The organism is Maribacter aquimarinus (assembly GCF_047345505.1).
Classification (GTDB): Bacteria; Bacteroidota; Bacteroidia; order Flavobacteriales; family Flavobacteriaceae; genus Maribacter.
On the sequence record NZ_JBLFEO010000013.1, the window covers coordinates 15,133 to 30,168 of the forward strand.

18 protein-coding genes are annotated in these 15,036 nt (G+C 50.8%); 9 read left to right on the forward strand and 9 right to left on the reverse strand.

All coding sequences use genetic code 11. The features are described 5' to 3' along the window. Window positions 1-417 precede the first annotated feature (417 nt). The 3 genes from ACKWCC_RS10805 (at window position 418) to ACKWCC_RS10815 (ending at window position 2,198) form a co-directional block, all read left to right on the forward strand. Window positions 418-639, forward strand: coding sequence for a hypothetical protein (locus ACKWCC_RS10805; RefSeq protein ID WP_413995949.1), 222 nt, complete (start codon window positions 418-420; stop codon window positions 637-639). A 584-nt stretch (window positions 640-1,223) separates the two neighbouring features. Then, a complete protein-coding gene (locus ACKWCC_RS10810) occupies window positions 1,224-1,781 on the forward strand; it encodes a YeeE/YedE family protein (RefSeq protein WP_413995950.1) in 558 nt (185 codons plus the stop codon). A gap of 3 nt (window positions 1,782-1,784) precedes the next feature. Beyond that, window positions 1,785-2,198 carry a DUF6691 family protein gene (locus ACKWCC_RS10815; RefSeq protein WP_413995951.1) on the forward strand — a complete coding sequence of 138 codons (414 nt, stop codon included), beginning with the start codon at window positions 1,785-1,787 and terminating at the stop codon, window positions 2,196-2,198. On the opposite strand, the gene ACKWCC_RS10820 is transcribed toward ACKWCC_RS10815, so the two are convergent. From ACKWCC_RS10820 to ACKWCC_RS10840, 5 genes are all read right to left on the reverse strand, one after another. Beyond that, a complete protein-coding gene (locus tag ACKWCC_RS10820) occupies window positions 2,195-2,470 on the reverse strand; it encodes an ATP-dependent Clp protease adaptor ClpS (RefSeq protein WP_413995952.1) in 276 nt (91 codons plus the stop codon). The genes ACKWCC_RS10815 and ACKWCC_RS10820 overlap by 4 nt on opposite strands. Before the next feature lie 21 nt (window positions 2,471-2,491). Beyond that, complete coding sequence (gene prmA, locus ACKWCC_RS10825) at window positions 2,492-3,331, reverse strand: 50S ribosomal protein L11 methyltransferase (protein ID WP_413995953.1); 840 nt, start codon at window positions 3,329-3,331, stop codon at window positions 2,492-2,494. A gap of 30 nt (window positions 3,332-3,361) precedes the next feature. Continuing rightward, window positions 3,362-4,111: a triose-phosphate isomerase gene (tpiA, locus tag ACKWCC_RS10830; RefSeq protein ID WP_413995954.1), complete on the reverse strand. Its 750-nt coding sequence runs from the start codon at window positions 4,109-4,111 to the stop codon at window positions 3,362-3,364. Between the two features lie 153 nt (window positions 4,112-4,264). Beyond that, the gene (locus ACKWCC_RS10835) at window positions 4,265-5,359 is read right to left on the reverse strand and encodes a BT_3928 family protein (RefSeq protein ID WP_413995955.1); all 1,095 of its coding nucleotides are present in this window, start codon (window positions 5,357-5,359) and stop codon (window positions 4,265-4,267) included. A gap of 86 nt (window positions 5,360-5,445) precedes the next feature. Next, window positions 5,446-6,009: a DUF1599 domain-containing protein gene (locus ACKWCC_RS10840; RefSeq protein WP_413995956.1), complete on the reverse strand. Its 564-nt coding sequence runs from the start codon at window positions 6,007-6,009 to the stop codon at window positions 5,446-5,448. A gap of 89 nt (window positions 6,010-6,098) precedes the next feature. Between ACKWCC_RS10840 and folP the strand changes: the two genes are divergently transcribed. Together folP and ACKWCC_RS10850 are read left to right on the forward strand one after the other, a co-directional pair. After that, the gene (gene folP, locus ACKWCC_RS10845) at window positions 6,099-6,941 is read left to right on the forward strand and encodes a dihydropteroate synthase (protein ID WP_413995957.1); all 843 of its coding nucleotides are present in this window, start codon (window positions 6,099-6,101) and stop codon (window positions 6,939-6,941) included. A gap of 35 nt (window positions 6,942-6,976) precedes the next feature. Beyond that, complete coding sequence (locus ACKWCC_RS10850; protein ID WP_413995958.1) at window positions 6,977-7,768, forward strand: diadenylate cyclase; 792 nt, start codon at window positions 6,977-6,979, stop codon at window positions 7,766-7,768. 50 nt (window positions 7,769-7,818) lie between these two features. Here the strand turns inward: ACKWCC_RS10850 and ACKWCC_RS10855 are convergent, their stop codons facing one another. Both ACKWCC_RS10855 and truA read right to left on the reverse strand, forming a co-directional pair. After that, on the reverse strand, window positions 7,819-9,585 hold the full coding sequence (locus ACKWCC_RS10855; RefSeq protein WP_413995959.1) for an ABC transporter ATP-binding protein: 1,767 nt from the start codon (window positions 9,583-9,585) through the stop codon (window positions 7,819-7,821). After that, window positions 9,578-10,327 carry a tRNA pseudouridine(38-40) synthase TruA gene (gene truA, locus ACKWCC_RS10860; protein WP_413995960.1) on the reverse strand — a complete coding sequence of 250 codons (750 nt, stop codon included), beginning with the start codon at window positions 10,325-10,327 and terminating at the stop codon, window positions 9,578-9,580. Before truA ends, ACKWCC_RS10855 begins: the two co-directional genes overlap by 8 nt. Window positions 10,328-10,412: 85 nt before the next feature. On the opposite strand from truA, the gene ACKWCC_RS10865 reads away from it, so the two are divergent. Then, complete coding sequence (locus ACKWCC_RS10865) at window positions 10,413-10,910, forward strand: metallophosphoesterase family protein (protein WP_413995961.1); 498 nt, start codon at window positions 10,413-10,415, stop codon at window positions 10,908-10,910. Between the two features lie 55 nt (window positions 10,911-10,965). On the opposite strand, the gene ACKWCC_RS10870 is transcribed toward ACKWCC_RS10865, so the two are convergent. Beyond that, window positions 10,966-11,376, reverse strand: a complete 411-nt coding sequence (locus ACKWCC_RS10870; protein WP_413996030.1) for a DUF4293 domain-containing protein — start codon at window positions 11,374-11,376, stop codon at window positions 10,966-10,968. 192 nt (window positions 11,377-11,568) lie between these two features. Here ACKWCC_RS10870 and rho point away from each other — a divergent pair, with 192 nt between their 5' ends. From rho to ACKWCC_RS10885, 3 genes are all read left to right on the forward strand, one after another. After that, window positions 11,569-13,224 (forward strand): transcription termination factor Rho, encoded by a 1,656-nt coding sequence (rho, locus tag ACKWCC_RS10875; protein ID WP_413995962.1) that lies wholly within the window; start codon window positions 11,569-11,571, stop codon window positions 13,222-13,224. A 117-nt stretch (window positions 13,225-13,341) separates the two neighbouring features. Further along, window positions 13,342-14,025, forward strand: a complete 684-nt coding sequence (locus ACKWCC_RS10880) for a hypothetical protein (RefSeq protein WP_413995963.1) — start codon at window positions 13,342-13,344, stop codon at window positions 14,023-14,025. A 14-nt stretch (window positions 14,026-14,039) separates the two neighbouring features. After that, complete coding sequence (locus ACKWCC_RS10885; RefSeq protein WP_413995964.1) at window positions 14,040-14,711, forward strand: hypothetical protein; 672 nt, start codon at window positions 14,040-14,042, stop codon at window positions 14,709-14,711. 63 nt (window positions 14,712-14,774) lie between these two features. Here ACKWCC_RS10885 and rpsT read toward each other — a convergent pair whose 3' ends face one another. Beyond that, entirely contained in the window at window positions 14,775-15,026 is a 252-nt protein-coding gene (rpsT, locus tag ACKWCC_RS10890; protein ID WP_413995965.1) for a 30S ribosomal protein S20, read from the reverse strand. Window positions 15,027-15,036 lie beyond the last annotated feature (10 nt).

Genomic DNA, 15,036 nt, shown 5'->3' on the forward strand with positions numbered 1-15,036 from the left:
CTATTTCAACTTGAGCCCCCACACGACCGGATTTTTCCCACGGCACATCAAAGAAACTACCCAGAACGGCTGTACTACCAAGCCGGGCCATCTAAATTGGGCCCCATAAAAATTGTTCAATGGCCAGAAAAGAGTGGGAAAATACGCTGACCTCATCCTCTTTGTAAGATTTTACGTATTTTTCTACCTTCATACGGGGTACCGCCTTTGGCGGAAGGTGGCCCTTTGGCGCCATACCAAATGCGGATGTGGGCGGCGACCAAAAACAAGGTACATCTTGCTCACCCTCAAAGGTATAAAAGCCATACCATTTGTTAAGAAAGATAAAAATATAGGGAACATATTGTGTTATAATGAACATCAATTGAGAAAGAATTGGAAAATTTGTTTTTTATGTTAACTTTGAAAAAAAAGAATATGGAGTTACTGGAAAGAGCCCAAGAATTTGAAACTCGGAAGATGAGCAACATGTCCACCAGTGACAGGGTTGAGGCATCTAGGGAGGCCAAGGATTTAATACTGAGCATCAATGAGATCTATAAAGAGACAAAAGATGAAAACCTTATGGATGTTATGAAACGTCTTACGGTCAAGAAAAAGAAAATTGAAAAACGGTTAAATGGGGTGCCCTTAGTGTAGCGCACCTTTCCCAAAATTACCGAAAAGGTTGCCTCAGGGTCGTCAGAATACAACAAAACCCCTCCAATGAGGGGTTTTTTATTACCTTTACTGGGCACAACGGGATAAGAAATTTCTGTCCTTGCCACTATTAAAATCAACCAACGCAAAAAAGGCTTGGGCAACAACGGTGCCACCGCGCATTCCCTCGCCAAATTTTTAATTTATGAACGACAAAAACAAACGCAGCCGTATGGAATGGGGTCTTCTGCGCCGTATATGGTCCGTTATAGACAGGTATGGCCTGCATGTACTGGCCGGTCTTTGCTTTGCCATTTCTTTTTATATCATTTACTTTCACCTTTTATAACGGATTTGGCAAACCGGAAACCTCCAATTGTAAGGGCGCAACCCTGAACGAACAAGGAAACCATACCCTTTGGGGTAGGTTCCGTTTTTTCCCTTGGCCCGTTCCCTACGTGGTTCCCGTACTTTACGTTCCGGTTTTTCCCATTCCCGGTTTCACCTCTTTTGGAGGGCACCCGGGCACATAAAAAACAACCATGGTGCTGCACCAACATAGGCCTCTTTAAAGAACAATGATTATGGAACATCTTTTAGACCCTTGGCCCTGGTACGTGTCCGGGCCCTTGATCGCCACCGTGCTTCTGGTACTGGTTTTCTTTGGCAAGAGCTTTGGCGTGTCCAGCAACCTGCGCACGTTCTGCACCCTGGCGGGGGCGGGCAGGCACGCCGCCTTCTTCAGGTTCAATTGGCACACGCAAAAGTGGAACCTGGCCGTGCTTCTGGGGGCCGTTTTGGGTGGTTTCATTGCCTCCCATTTCCTTTCCAATGAAGTGGCCATAGCCCTAAATCCGGAAACCGTGACCGATCTGGAGGCCTTTGGTTTCAGTGGTGTTGGGGCGCACCTCTTGCCCCCCGAACTCTACGCCTGGGAAAATGTGTTTACCTGGAAAGGCTTTTCCATTCTTGCCGTTGGGGGCTTTTTGGTGGGCTTTGGCACACGTTATGCTGGTGGCTGCACCTCTGGCCATGCCATTACCGGGCTCAGCAATTTGCAACTGCCGTCCCTGATCGCCGTTATTGGATTTTTTATTGGAGGTCTTTTAATGACCCATTTTATTCTACCCTTAATTTTTTAAATAATGCGCTTTGTTAAATATGTTTTGGTCGGTGTCTTTTTTGGGATTGTCCTGGTAAAATCCGAGGCGGTATCCTGGTACCGGATCTTTGAGATGTTCCAGTTCCAATCCTTTCATATGTACGGCATCATAGGCTCTGCCGTGGCGCTGGGTGCACTGGGTCTGTTCTTAATGAAAAAAAGCGGTTTAAAAAACATCGATGGGGCACCCATTGGACTTCCGGACAAAGGAAAAGGTATGGTGCGCTATCTGTTGGGGGGCAGCCTTTTTGGTTTGGGTTGGGCACTGGCGGGGGCGTGCCCCGGCCCCATGTACATTTTGGTGGGCACGGGGGTCTGGTCCATGCTCTTGGTCATCGCGGCGGCCGTACTGGGAACCTTTGTGTACGGGCTTTTAATGGACAAACTTCCGCACTAAACAATTTCCGCGCTAAGGCCCGCCTGCAACAATTTGGAACAGCGGGGCTTTAAGTCCTCATACTCGCCCGTTTTAACGGTGCACTTGCCCTTGTAATGTACGATCAGCGAGCATTGTTCGGCCTGCTCGGGGCTGTGTTCGCACACGGCCACCAAGGTGTTGATGACATGATCAAAGGTATTGACCTCGTCATTGAAGAGCACGATTTCATTTTGCTTTACGGTCTCTTCATCCAACAACAGCTCTTCGGAAATCTCTTCTTTGGTACTCATCTTCCTGGTTTTACTCTTTCACTAAAATACATATTTTGCCGAGACCCAATTGTTTTTTGTGAATTTTTTTACAAACGCCAGGCCAGCGCCCACGCATACTTCGTCTATCCTTTCCAGGTCTTCTTCATAGAAGCCGCTCAACAAAAGTGTGCCCCCTTTTTCCAAACGGCCCACGTAGAGGGGAATATCGTGCAGGAGTACATTTCGGTTAATGTTGGCAAAGATCGCGCCGTAGGTTTCCGCGGCCAAAACGGTGACATCACCTTCCTTTACCTGGATCCAGGGGAACCCGTTCCTTTCCACGTTTTCCCTCGCGTTCAGGTAGCACCAATGGTCCACGTCCACCGCCGTAACGGGCTTGGCACCGCGCATCGCGGCCAAAATGGCCAGTACACCGGTGCCACTGCCCATGTCCAAAACGGATGTGCCCCGGAGGGGCAGCTCCAGGATGTGCTGCAACATCATGTGGGTGGTTTCATGGTGCCCGGTACCGAAACTCATCTTTGGCGCAATGACAATGTCGTGTTCCACCGCTTCCCGATCGTGAAAGGGCGCCCGTACCCGGCAACGACCATCGACCAGAATGGGATGGAAATTCTCTTCCCAAGTGGCATTCCAGTTTTGCTGTTCAATTTCCTTCACGGTATGGGCAATGGACCAAAGGCCACTGTCCAGACTGCTGATGCCAGACAGGATGTCCGGCTGCCAGGCAGCCTTGTTGATATAGGCCAAAATGCCCCAATCCTCTTCCACAAAGCTTTCGAATCCGGCGGCTCCCAGTTCGGCCATCAGGATGTCGGCGGCGGGCTGCAGGGGAGCCACCGTAAAACGGTACTCCAGATAAATGATTTGGTTTTCCAAACGGGCTGTGCTAGAATCCTTGTGTTTCGTTTAAATGGCCTGGATAATGGCGTTGAAATCATCGGCCACCAAAGAGGCGCCACCAATGAGACCACCGTCCACGTCTGCCTTTGAGAAGATTTCCGCGGCATTGCCGGGCTTTACGCTACCGCCGTAGAGAATGGAGACCCCATTGGCAATGTCCGCTCCATAGGCATTGGCTATGGTCTTGCGAATAAAGGCGTGCATTTCCTGGGCCTGCCCCGGAGAGGCGGTCTCTCCCGTACCTATGGCCCATACGGGCTCATAGGCCAGCACCAAATGCTTCCAGGCGCCGGCGTCCAGGGAGAAAAGGGCATTTTTCAACTGGCTTTCCACCAGGTTAAAGTGGTTGCCTTCCTTACGGTCCTTGAGTTCCTCGCCAAAGCAGAACATGACCCTTAGGTTCTTGGCCAGGGCGGCCTTTACCTTTTTTTCCAGAATGGCATCGGTTTCCCCAAAATAGGCACGACGCTCGGAGTGGCCAATAATGACGGTTTTGATACCAACGCCCAACAGCATGTCTGCCGATATCTCTCCCGTATAGGCACCGCTCTCGGCAAAGTGCATGTTCTGGGCCATGACCTCAATGGGGCTGCCCTTTACGGCCTGCACGGCCTGGGCCAGGTTCACAAAGGTGGGCGCCACCATGACCTCGGCATCGGTTTCCCCCATTTTAGCGGACAATTGGGCCAACAGCACCAGGGTCTCCTCCAAATTTTTGTTCATTTTCCAGTTTCCGGCAACAATCTTGCTTCTCATATTTCTTGTTTAATTATTGGTTCTTATCTTGTTTGGGAAGAACATTGGGCCAAATGGCCCATATCCCCGTGAGGGCCTTGCCCCGCCCATTGGATCTTAAAGCGTCCTGGACCAGACCCTAACCGCCAACCGTTCACCGGCCTTGGGTGACCCTTACCAGGTTAGCTCATCCAAATCGTTGTAATGCACCTTTTGTACCACGGTTCCCCTTTCCAAGACCAAAACCCCGGGATTGGAGCGCACTATGGTCTTGAGGGTGGTCTCATCGGTGAAATAAAAATCGAAATTCAAGTTGTACTCCGCCTTGAGCTCCTTGGTCTGTTCGCTGGAAGAGGCAGACATCCCAATGACCTTGTAGCCGTTCTGCAAGGCGTCATCGGTCACCGTTTTAATGGCCTGGAACTGGGGCCGATCGGCCTTGCGGAGGTCGTAGGCCACCACCATCACCAGTTTGGGCTCCCGCAACAGGGCTTCGGCATGGTCCACACCTTCTTGCTCTATGGTGAAATCGTGAATGGGAGGTTCATATCCCTTTTGGATCTCAGTGGTTTCCACACCAATGAATTCCCCGTCCACATTGGGGTAATCGCCATTGGTTACGTACACCTCTTCCTTGCCATTGACATCAAACATCCATTCATATTCAAATATGGGCTTGGGGGCCCCTTCGGGTATGCCCATGCCCTCTTCCAGGTTCTTTCCAATTTCATAGGGCCTAAAGTCCAGTACGGGCAAGTGGTTAAGCACATGGTGGGCGTAAGCTGCGGATGCCAAAAGGGAGACGCCCAACACTACTTTGCCCACCAGTGGGGAAAAGAGGGGCTTAATGTACTTCATCCCATAGAAAAGCAGTACAATGAGTACCAGCAGCACAACATCTTTGGTAAAGGACTCCCAGGGGGTGAGCTTAATGGCGTCCCCAAAGCACCCACAGTCCGTCACCTTATTGAAATAGGCCGAGTAAAAGGTGAGAAAGGTAAAGAAAACGATCATGGCCAACAGGCTCCAAAGGGTAAACTTGGTCTTGAAGCCCAACAGGAGCATGACCCCCAAAATGACCTCCACCACCACCACAATGATGCTGATGGTCAAGGCATAAGGGGTAAAAAATTCCAGGTCCAGCACACTGGGACTGAAATACTCCTCCAGTTTAAAGGAAAAGCCCATGGGATCGTTGAGCTTTATGAACCCGCTTACAATGAACAAAACCCCTACAAAAATCCGTGCTGCTCCAATTACATATTTCATTCCCGTTTTTTTTGTTTTAGGGGCTCATGGACACCCAAGGTACCCGGTTTTCCCCATTCCATTTTATGTGGTGCGGTGTTGGTCCTTCACGCCCCCACCGGATCTTGATGGTCCTTGTTGTTTAGATGGATCATGGCAAAGACGGCATAGTTCACCATATCCTGATAATTGGCCGCCACTCCTTCACTGGCCACGGTCTTCCCTTGGTTGTCCTCAATGGACTTTACCCGCAAGAGTTTTTGCAGGATAAGGTCGGTCAGCGAGCTTATGCGCATGTCCCGCCAGGCCTCTCCGTAATCGTGGTTTTTGTCCTCCATGAGCTGCCTGGTCCCTGCGATCTGGGCATCGTAGTGGGCCATGGCCTGCTCCGGGCCCATATCCGGTTGGTCCACCACGCCAAGCTCCAATTGCACCAGGGCCATGACGCTGTAGTTGATGATGCCAATGAACTCGGACCGCTCGCCCTCGTCCACCTTTCGCACATCGTTCTGCTGCAATCCCCTTATGCGCTGGGCCTTTATGAACAACTGGTCCGTTAGTGAGGGCAAGCGCAAAATGCGCCAAGCACAGCCATAATCCATCATTTTTTTTACAAAAAGGTCCCTGCACTCCTGGATGACCCCATTGTATTGTTCCAAGGTATTTTGCATGTACTTCGCGCTAATTTGTGTAAATTTCGATTAAAATTCGTTAACCATCAAGGCCCACGGTCCAAACGCGGCGCCAAAGTGTTTATTTCATGACCATAAACTGCAGAGGAAGCCTCATTGACCTAACAAAACCAAAGGTAATGGGCATTTTGAACATTACCCCCGATTCTTTTTACGATGGTGGCAAATATAAGGACGAAAAAGATATCCTGGCCCAAGTGGAGGCCATGCTTGCCCAAGGGGCCACCTTTGTGGACGTTGGCGCCTACAGCTCCCGCCCTGGGGCCAAAGAGGTGACGCCCACCGAAGAGCTGAAACGCATTACGCCCATAGTGGAGCTATTGGTTCGCCATTTCCCCGAAGCCAATCTCTCCATAGACACCTTCCGGGCCGTGGTGGCCCAAGCCTGCGCCGATCGGGGCGCGGCCATGATCAACGATATCTCTGCCGGAGCCCTGGACCAGGCCATGCTGCCCACCATGGGCAAACTGAAACTGCCCTACGTGATGATGCACATGCGGGGCACCCCACAGGACATGCAACAGCGTACGGACTACCAAAACCTGATGAAGGAAATCATGCACTATTTTTCCCAACGGATACAGCGGGCCGTGGCCCATGGGGTCCATGACCTTGTCCTGGACCCCGGCTTTGGCTTTGCAAAAACCTTGGAACAAAACTACGGGCTACTGCGGGACATGGATATCCTGAAAATGGCCGAGAGGCCCATTCTGGCCGGAATAAGCAGAAAATCCATGATATACAAGGTATTGGGCAGCAGCGCCCAGGATGCGCTGAACGGCACCACGGCCCTGCACATGGTGGCCCTGCAAAAAGGGGCCAATATCCTTAGGGCACATGACGTAAAGGAAGCGGTGGAATGTGTGCATCTGTACCTGTCCCTTTACCCAGAGGTGGCCCACAGGCCCTAATCCAATTTTTGTTACATTTACCAAAACCATAGCCCTTGGATTTTTTGAATTTTATTGAGTTTAAGATCACCGATGTGCTGGATATTGTGCTGGTGGCCGTGCTGCTCTACTACATCTACAAACTGGTCCGGGGCTCGGTGGCCATCAATATTTTTATTGGCATTGTCATTATCTGGGCGTTTTGGAAGTTGACGGAACTTCTTGAAATGGAAATGATCAGCAGTATGGTGGGGGCCTTTATGCAAGTGGGGCTCATTGCCCTTATCATTGTCTTTCAGCAGGAAATACGCAAATTTTTATTAATGGTGGGCTCTACCAATTTTGCCAACAAACAGCGCTTTCTGAAACGTTTTAAGTTCCTGAAACCGGATGGTATGGGCACCAATGTAAACGTTGATGCCATTCTGCGCGCCTGCAAAAAAATGGCCGGCACCAAGACAGGGGCCTTACTGGTGATCGAACGAAACACCTCCCTGGATTTTGTAAAATCTTCAGGGGATCGCATGCGCATTGAAATAAACCAGCCGATCATAGAGAGCATTTTTTACCGAAACAGCCCCTTGCATGACGGTGCGGCCGTGATCACGGACAACTTCATTGTGGCCACCCGGGTCATTTTACCGGTATCCAACGAAAGAAACATTCCCCTGCGCTATGGGCTGCGGCACCGCGCGGCCATTGGCATTACCGAAAAAACCGATGCCCTGGCCCTGGTGGTGAGCGAGGAAACGGGGGGCATTACCTATGTGAAAAACGGGGAATTTGTGTCCTATGGCCATATCGGGGATCTCAATAAAATACTAAGGGAAGATTTGGAAAGTTTCTAAGGTCACGTCACACGGCCGCCACACATTTTTGATCGGTCAATGTCCCGGCGCTACACCAATTCCTCTGCCATGAACTGGGCCTCGTAGAGCTTGCCGTAGTACCCTCCCTTTTTAAGGAGTTCGTCATGGGTGCCGATCTCCACGATCTTGCCCGCATCCATCACTATGATCTTGTCTGCCTTTTTTACCGTGGCCAATCGGTGGGCAATGACAATGGAGGTGCGATCGCGGGTTATCTTCTCGGTGGCTTTCTGGATCAATTGTTCCGAATGGGTGTCTATGGAAGAGGTGGCCTCGTCCAAGATCAGAATGCTGGGGTTGCTCACATAGGCCCGCAAAAAGGCAATGAGCTGCCGTTGCCCGCTGGAGAGCATGGTGCCCCGCTCCTTTACATTGTAAGCAAAACCGCCGGGCAGGCTGGCCACAAATTCGTCCACTCCAATGGCCTTGGCGGCAGCCTGAATTTCCTCCATGGAAATGGCGTCATCCTTTAGGGAGATATTGTTGGCAATGGTATCGGCAAACAAAAACACATCTTGCAAAACCACGGCAATTTGGGCCCTTAAGTCGGCCAAACGGTACTCGGCAATAGAGCTTCCGTCCACCAAAATACGGCCTGAGTCAATTTCATAAAAGCGGTTCAAGAGATTGATGATGGTAGATTTTCCTGCCCCCGTGGCCCCGACAATGGCCACGGTTTCGCCCGCTTGCACTTGGAAGGATATGCCGTGCAGCACCTCCACATCCTTTACATAACCAAAGTGCACGTCCTCAAAGAGAATGTCTCCCTTAATGGTTCTATCCTGGATGGTGCCCGTGTCTTCTATGGTACTTTCCGTATCCAAAATCCTGAACACCCTGTTGGCGGCCACCATCCCCATTTGCAGGGTATTGAACTTATCCGCAATTTGCCGCAAGGGCCTAAAGAGCATTTCAATGAGCATGATAAAGGCAAAAACCGTCCCGGCCACGTCATCCGTGATCCCGGCCACGTTCTGTAAGCCCCCGTACCATACAATGAGCCCCACGGCCAGGGAGGAAACAATTTCCGCAATGGGAAAGAAGATGGAGTTGTACCACACCGTCTTTAACCAGGCCTCCTTGTGCTTGGTGTTTATTTCCCTGAACTTGCGGCTTTCCAGGGCCTCACGGGTAAACAATTGCACTATTTTCATGCCCGTTAAGCGCTCCTGCACAAAGGAGTTCAGGTTGGACACCTGCGCCCGCACCTCGGTAAAGGCCTGTTTCATGGCCTTTTGAAAGAGCCGGGTGGCATACAGGATAATGGGAAGCAGGGCAAAAACGATAAGGGCCAGTTTCCAGTTAAAGAACAGCATCACTGCCGCTGCCACCACCATCTTTAGCAGATCTGCGACAATGGTAAAAAAGCCTTGGCTAAAGATTTCCCCAATGCGCTGCATGTCCGCCACCGTGCGGGTCACCAGAACTCCCAGGGAAGAATTGTCAAAATACGTCATCTTAAACCCCAGCATCTTCCTGAAGAGCCGGATGCGTATGTCCCTGATGACACTCTCTCCCAGCCAATTGGCGTAATAGTTAAAGCACAGCTGACTAATGACCTGCCCCAGGAGCACCACCAACATGGCCAGGGTAAGCTGCAGCAACAGCTCCGGCTGCGCCCCCTTAATGGCTTTGTCTATGATTTCCTTTAGGATAATGGGCGTGAGCACGGCAAAACCGGAAAGCAAAATGGCCGCCAGGGCCACGCCGTAAAAAATGGCCCTGTAGGGACGGGTGTGCCTTAACAAACGTCTAAACAAACGGGTATCAAAAGCCTTGCCGGTTTCCTTATCCATCTAAAAAGATACTTTTTGGGTAGGTGATCGCGGCCAAATATAACCCTTTTGCAGGGACCGAGGGCCCGGCCTGGGAACGGTTGCCACTTTTTATGACCGTCTTAACATGGGCGGGTGCATGCTGGTGCAGGCCCACTTGCAACAAGGTGCCCACCACCGCCCTGACCATGTTTCTAAGAAACCGGTCCGCGGTGATCTCAAAGGTGCATGCGTTCCCGTTAACCGTCCATTCCGCCTTGGACACATCACAGAAAAAAGTCTTTACATCCGTGTTGCTTTTGGAAAAACACTTAAAATCCTGCCTTCCCAAAAGATGTTCCGCTGCCTGGTTCATGGCCGCTACGTCCAAGGGCCGTTTTACGTAATGTGCGCCGTTCATGGAAAAGGGGTCCTTGACCTGGACGATCTGGTAGCGGTACGATCGGGCCACGGCATCAAAGCGGGCGTGGGCCTGGGGCCGTACGGGAAGGATCTGTGCTACGGCAATGTCCATGGGCAGGAAGGCATTGAGCCTTGGCACCAAAAGGCCGGTATCCAGTGCTTCGGGAACGTCCAGATGGGCGTACATGGCCTCTGCGTGCACCCCGGCGTCCGTTCTGCCGGCGGCCACCACCTCCGTTGGGGCGCCCAGCAATTTGGAGAGGGCATCCTCCAACACGGCCTGCACCGTTGGGGCATTGGGCTGCCTTTGCCATCCGTGATAGGCCGTACCGAAATAAGAAAACCGTATGAAATATCTCAAGATTAACCCCTAATTTCGTAGAGTGCAAAGATAGCACAAAGTGCCGGGGCGATGCCTTTTGTCCCTTTTAAATGCCATACTTTTTATGACCAAGATCCTACTATTGTCAGACACCCACTCCCATTTGGACGATGTAATTTTAAAATATGCCCAACAGGCCGATGAAATTTGGCATGCCGGCGACATAGGCAGCTTTGAGGTAACGGACACCTTAAAAAAAATGGGGGCCCTCAGGGCGGTGCACGGCAATATAGATGATGCCGCCATGCAAAAGGAACATCCCTTGGACCTCCGCTTTCGTTGTGAGAACGTGCCCGTGTACATGACCCACATTGGCGGTTACCCACCCAAATACAATGCCCGCACCAGGGCCTTGGTAAGGGCCAACCCGCCCAAACTGTTCATTTGTGGGCACTCCCATATCCTCAAGGTCATATGGGACAAAGACCTGGGCGTGCTGCACATGAACCCCGGGGCCTGCGGCAGGCACGGTTTTCACCAAATGCGCACCATGCTCCGTTTTAGCGTGGATGGAAGCAACATCCAGGACCTTGAAGTGGTGGAACTGGGAAAGCGCGGATAAAAAAACCCGGGAACTACCCCGGGTTTAACGCACTAATACAACTAAGATAACCGGTTTAACGCAAGCGATCCACAGATTTTACAAGATCTTCATCCTTCTTTATGGCCCTGTTTGCCAGCACCAAAAAAACGATAGAAAATACAGGAATCAACATCCCAATACCCTTCTCCGAGACCGTGGCCCCTCCGGATAAGTTTAGCGATCGATAAACGAAAAATCCCAGTAAAAAAAGATTCAATATCATGTTCAGCCTGTTTATCACAAACTGCTTTTTTCTATTCTTGAAAGTGAGCACCGCCCACAGCGCCAAAAGGGCCGAGACATAAAAAACAATGGAGACCATAACCTCATTCTCCGCATAGACCTCATTGCCCCGTGCATCGGACCAGAGATTCACAAAAAAGGGCAATACCCCCGTGAGCAAGCCCACAATGACCAAGTATATGCTCTGTATCCGTTGTATCATCTTACCAATGGCATCTAAGGGCACAAAAATACAGGTCTTTTTAAAATTTATGCCCCATTTCTTTAAAATTATTTGTATCATTGCTGCACCGTTGGCGTAGCTCTTCCCGGATATCTCATATTCCAATTAAAGCCCAACGCATTCATTTACTGCTTATCAGTATCATTTACAAATAAACTATTCTTCTATTTAATGTTCGAGATTTCAGATTTAAAATCGAAAAAGCTACCTGAATTGCAGGAAATAGCCAAAGAGCTCAATGTACCCAAGTACAAATACCTAAAAAAATTAGACCTGGTCTATCAAATACTGGATGTCCAGGCAGCCAACCCACAAGTAGCGGCCGCCGTGGCCCCGGCCAAGGAGAACCCAACGCCCAAACCCAGAAAGCGCCTGGTGCGCAAGGCAGAACAAGCCGACGATAAAAAACCGGAGACCAAACGGCCGGAGAAAAGGACCGCCGAAAAAAACACGGACGTCCAAGAGCGGCCCAAGCCCGGCCAAAAAGAGCAAAAGCCGGAGCGACCGGAGCGAAAGGACAACGAGGAGGTAAGAAAACCGCGCCCCAGACCGGAGGCCCCCAACCAAGGGCCCCCAAAGAAGGAGCACCAGAAAAACCAGCCCACCCACAAGCACCAGAACAAGAAACAGATTGGGGCCAAGAGCAGCAATTACGACAAAAGCAATTTTGATAAGGACCTGAAGAACCGGTACAAGGAACCGGAATATGAATTTGACAGCATCATTGCCAGCGAGGGCGTGCTGGACATCATGCAAGATGGTTACGGTTTTTTGCGCTCATCTGACTATAACTACCTCTCCTCCCCGGACGACATTTATGTGTCCCAGTCGCAAATACGTTTGTTTGGACTGAAAACGGGCGACACCGTATTGGGCCATGTAAGGCCACCCAAGGAGGGCGAAAAATACTTTCCGCTCATTAAAGTGAGCAAGATCAACGGCATAGACCCACAAATTGTCAGGGACAGGGTCTCCTTTGAGCACCTGACACCGCTCTTTCCACAGGAGAAATTCAATTTGGCCGAAAGACAGAGCACCATATCCACCCGTATCATTGACCTGTTTTCCCCCATTGGGAAAGGGCAGCGGGGCATGATCGTTTCCCAGCCCAAAACGGGAAAGACCATGCTTTTAAAGGACATTGCCAACGGCATTGCCGCCAACCACCCGGAAGTGTACCAGATCATACTGCTCATTGATGAACGACCCGAAGAGGTCACGGACATGCAGCGCAACGTACGCGGGGAAGTGGTGGCCTCCACTTTTGACAAGGAAGCCACGGAGCACGTAAGGGTGGCCAACATTGTGCTGGAAAAGGCCAAACGTTTGGTGGAATGTGGGCACGATGTGGTGATCCTCCTGGATTCCATTACCCGTTTGGCAAGGGCCTACAATACCGTACAACCGGCCTCCGGAAAGGTACTTAGCGGCGGGGTGGACGCAAACGCACTGCACAAACCAAAGCGTTTCTTTGGGGCGGCCAGGAACATTGAAGGCGGCGGATCCCTATCCATTATCGCCACCGCCTTGACGGAAACAGGTTCCAAAATGGACGAGGTGATCTTTGAGGAATTTAAGGGCACCGGCAACATGGAACTTCAACTGGACCGTAAAATTGCCAACCGCAGGATCTTCCCGGCCATTGACCTTACCTCATCAAGCACAAGAAGGGACGACCTTCTCTTGGATGAAAATACACTGCAGCGTATGTGGATCATGCGCAAGTATTTGGCAGACATGAACCCGGTAGAGGCCATGGAGTTCATTGAGCAGCGCTTTAAGCAGACCAAGAACAATGAAGAGTTTTTATTGACCATGAACCAATAAGCAACGCCAAGCACCCAACAAAGCCCCGAGGACTTCTTCGGGGCTTTTTTTTGTGGGCCACAAAAAAAAAGCTACCTTTAAGAGTCGCCAATGGCCTCAAAACCAATACCCCGCTCTATGAAATCCACTTTCCACGCCCTCATTTTGGGCCTACTGACCCTCTTGCCCACAGCCTGTAAACAAGCCTCCGAAAAGGACAAGGGAAATGGGGCGAACCCCACCGACGGGGAGATCGTTCCCGCCCCCAAGGACATCATCTCCCTTGCCGAGGCCCAAGTCTTGTACACCAATTATTCCGAGCACCGGGCAGTGCCCATAACGGCTTATGAAGCAGAACAACGATCCGCGGAAAACACCTTTGAACCTGCCCGTTTCGTGGATTTTGACTATGCCACCTTAAAACAGTACATGGAATATGTGGAACAGGAGGCCCGGAAGGCAGGGGTAAAGGAAATTACCTCCTTACGCCACTATTTTGCCAACTATCCGGAAAACGGTGAACTAGCCAAAGGGGAAAAAGCGGGCCAAACGGGAAAAAACACCATTTTCATTGTCCCGACCATGGTACATAACGGCCGGGAACAAGGCTTTTACATCGATGCCAACGGAAAGGCGGCGCCCATACGGAAAAGCAATGCCGTCTCCCCAAACGGACTGGGAAAAAATCACGGCAACAAAACGGACAAAAAGGCGCACGCCGGGTGGTTCCCCACGGCAAAGAGCGCAATGCCGCCCCAGGGAGGCAAGAGCCTTGCCCTTAACCGCGGCCACTCCGGCCCGCCCCCACATACCGATTTTTGACAATGATGGACCAGATGGGACCACTGCTGCAGCACAATTTTTTCCTATTGTGCTACGCCCTTACCTTTTTGCTGTCCCTGCGCTATTATCGCAAATACTTTGACACGCCCTTAAAATATTTGCCCCTTATCCTGGCCTACACCCTGTTCAATGAGCTTTTGGGCAGTTTTATCCGGTATTCGCCAGATTTTGTGCTTTTGGAGGGGAAGCAGTTTGCAAACGACATCCTCTACAATGTCTATGACCTCTTCCACTACGGATTTTTCTATGTGCTCTTTTGGAGGCTCAGCAAGAACGGTACGGCCAAAAAGTGGTTGTTCTTTTGCTCTTTGGCCGTTCTGGCCAGCTACATCATAAGCTGTTTTTACCAAGATCCCTTCTTGATCAGTCTCTATTGGAGCACTTCGTTGGCTTCCTTGACCCTGGCGGGAATGGCCGTGCACTATTTTTATGAACGGCGGATCATCTTCACTTGGTCACGGGACCGCCACAACCTCATGTTTTGGGTGGCTTTCTTTCTTTTGCTCTTTCACGCCCCATTTGCCGTGCTGTTCCCAACGGGCTATCTCTTTCCCGAGCTATGGGAAACCTACCATTTGAGACTGGTGCTAAGACTGCTCATTGCCCTGACGCAAGGGGTGCTGTGCGTGGGCTTTGTGGTCAGTGGAAAAAGGTACTTTCGCTGAGATAGGGCCATAAAAAAAGCCCCTAAATGAAGGGGCTTTGATTTTTTGTGCTCTGGGAACAGATCAAAGGGCTGCCACGTGCTTGGCCAATTTACTCTTTAGGTTGGCCGCTTTGTTGGAGTGGATGATGTTGCGCTTGGCCAAGCGGTCTATCATGCTCACCACACCGGGCAACTGTGCCTCGGCATCTTTCTTGTTCTCTTCGGCCCTAAGTTTCCTTATGGCGTTTCGGGTGGTCTTGTGCTGATACCTGTTGCGCAAACGAACCGCCTCATTTCTTCTGATCCTCTTTAATGCCGATTTGTGATTTGCCATCTTAACAATT

Bases quoted from the DNA above. Each gene is read 5' to 3' on its own strand.
- folP (WP_413995957.1), top strand. From the start codon at position 6,099: ATGACCATAAACTGCAGAGGAAGCCTCATTGACCTAACAAAACCAAAG.
- ACKWCC_RS10870 (WP_413996030.1), bottom strand. From the start codon at position 11,376: ATGATACAACGGATACAGAGCATATACTTGGTCATTGTGGGCTTGCTC.
- rpsT (WP_413995965.1), bottom strand. From the start codon at position 15,026: ATGGCAAATCACAAATCGGCATTAAAGAGGATCAGAAGAAATGAGGCG.
- ACKWCC_RS10840 (WP_413995956.1), bottom strand. From the start codon at position 6,009: ATGCAAAATACCTTGGAACAATACAATGGGGTCATCCAGGAGTGCAGG.
- tpiA (WP_413995954.1), bottom strand. From the start codon at position 4,111: ATGAGAAGCAAGATTGTTGCCGGAAACTGGAAAATGAACAAAAATTTG.
- ACKWCC_RS10810 (WP_413995950.1), top strand. From the start codon at position 1,224: ATGGAACATCTTTTAGACCCTTGGCCCTGGTACGTGTCCGGGCCCTTG.
- ACKWCC_RS10820 (WP_413995952.1), bottom strand. From the start codon at position 2,470: ATGAGTACCAAAGAAGAGATTTCCGAAGAGCTGTTGTTGGATGAAGAG.
- ACKWCC_RS10835 (WP_413995955.1), bottom strand. From the start codon at position 5,359: ATGAAATATGTAATTGGAGCAGCACGGATTTTTGTAGGGGTTTTGTTC.
- ACKWCC_RS10855 (WP_413995959.1), bottom strand. From the start codon at position 9,585: ATGGATAAGGAAACCGGCAAGGCTTTTGATACCCGTTTGTTTAGACGT.
- rho (WP_413995962.1), top strand. From the start codon at position 11,569: ATGTTCGAGATTTCAGATTTAAAATCGAAAAAGCTACCTGAATTGCAG.
- ACKWCC_RS10885 (WP_413995964.1), top strand. From the start codon at position 14,040: ATGGGACCACTGCTGCAGCACAATTTTTTCCTATTGTGCTACGCCCTT.
- ACKWCC_RS10880 (WP_413995963.1), top strand. From the start codon at position 13,342: ATGAAATCCACTTTCCACGCCCTCATTTTGGGCCTACTGACCCTCTTG.
- ACKWCC_RS10805 (WP_413995949.1), top strand. From the start codon at position 418: ATGGAGTTACTGGAAAGAGCCCAAGAATTTGAAACTCGGAAGATGAGC.
- ACKWCC_RS10815 (WP_413995951.1), top strand. From the start codon at position 1,785: ATGCGCTTTGTTAAATATGTTTTGGTCGGTGTCTTTTTTGGGATTGTC.
- ACKWCC_RS10865 (WP_413995961.1), top strand. From the start codon at position 10,413: ATGACCAAGATCCTACTATTGTCAGACACCCACTCCCATTTGGACGAT.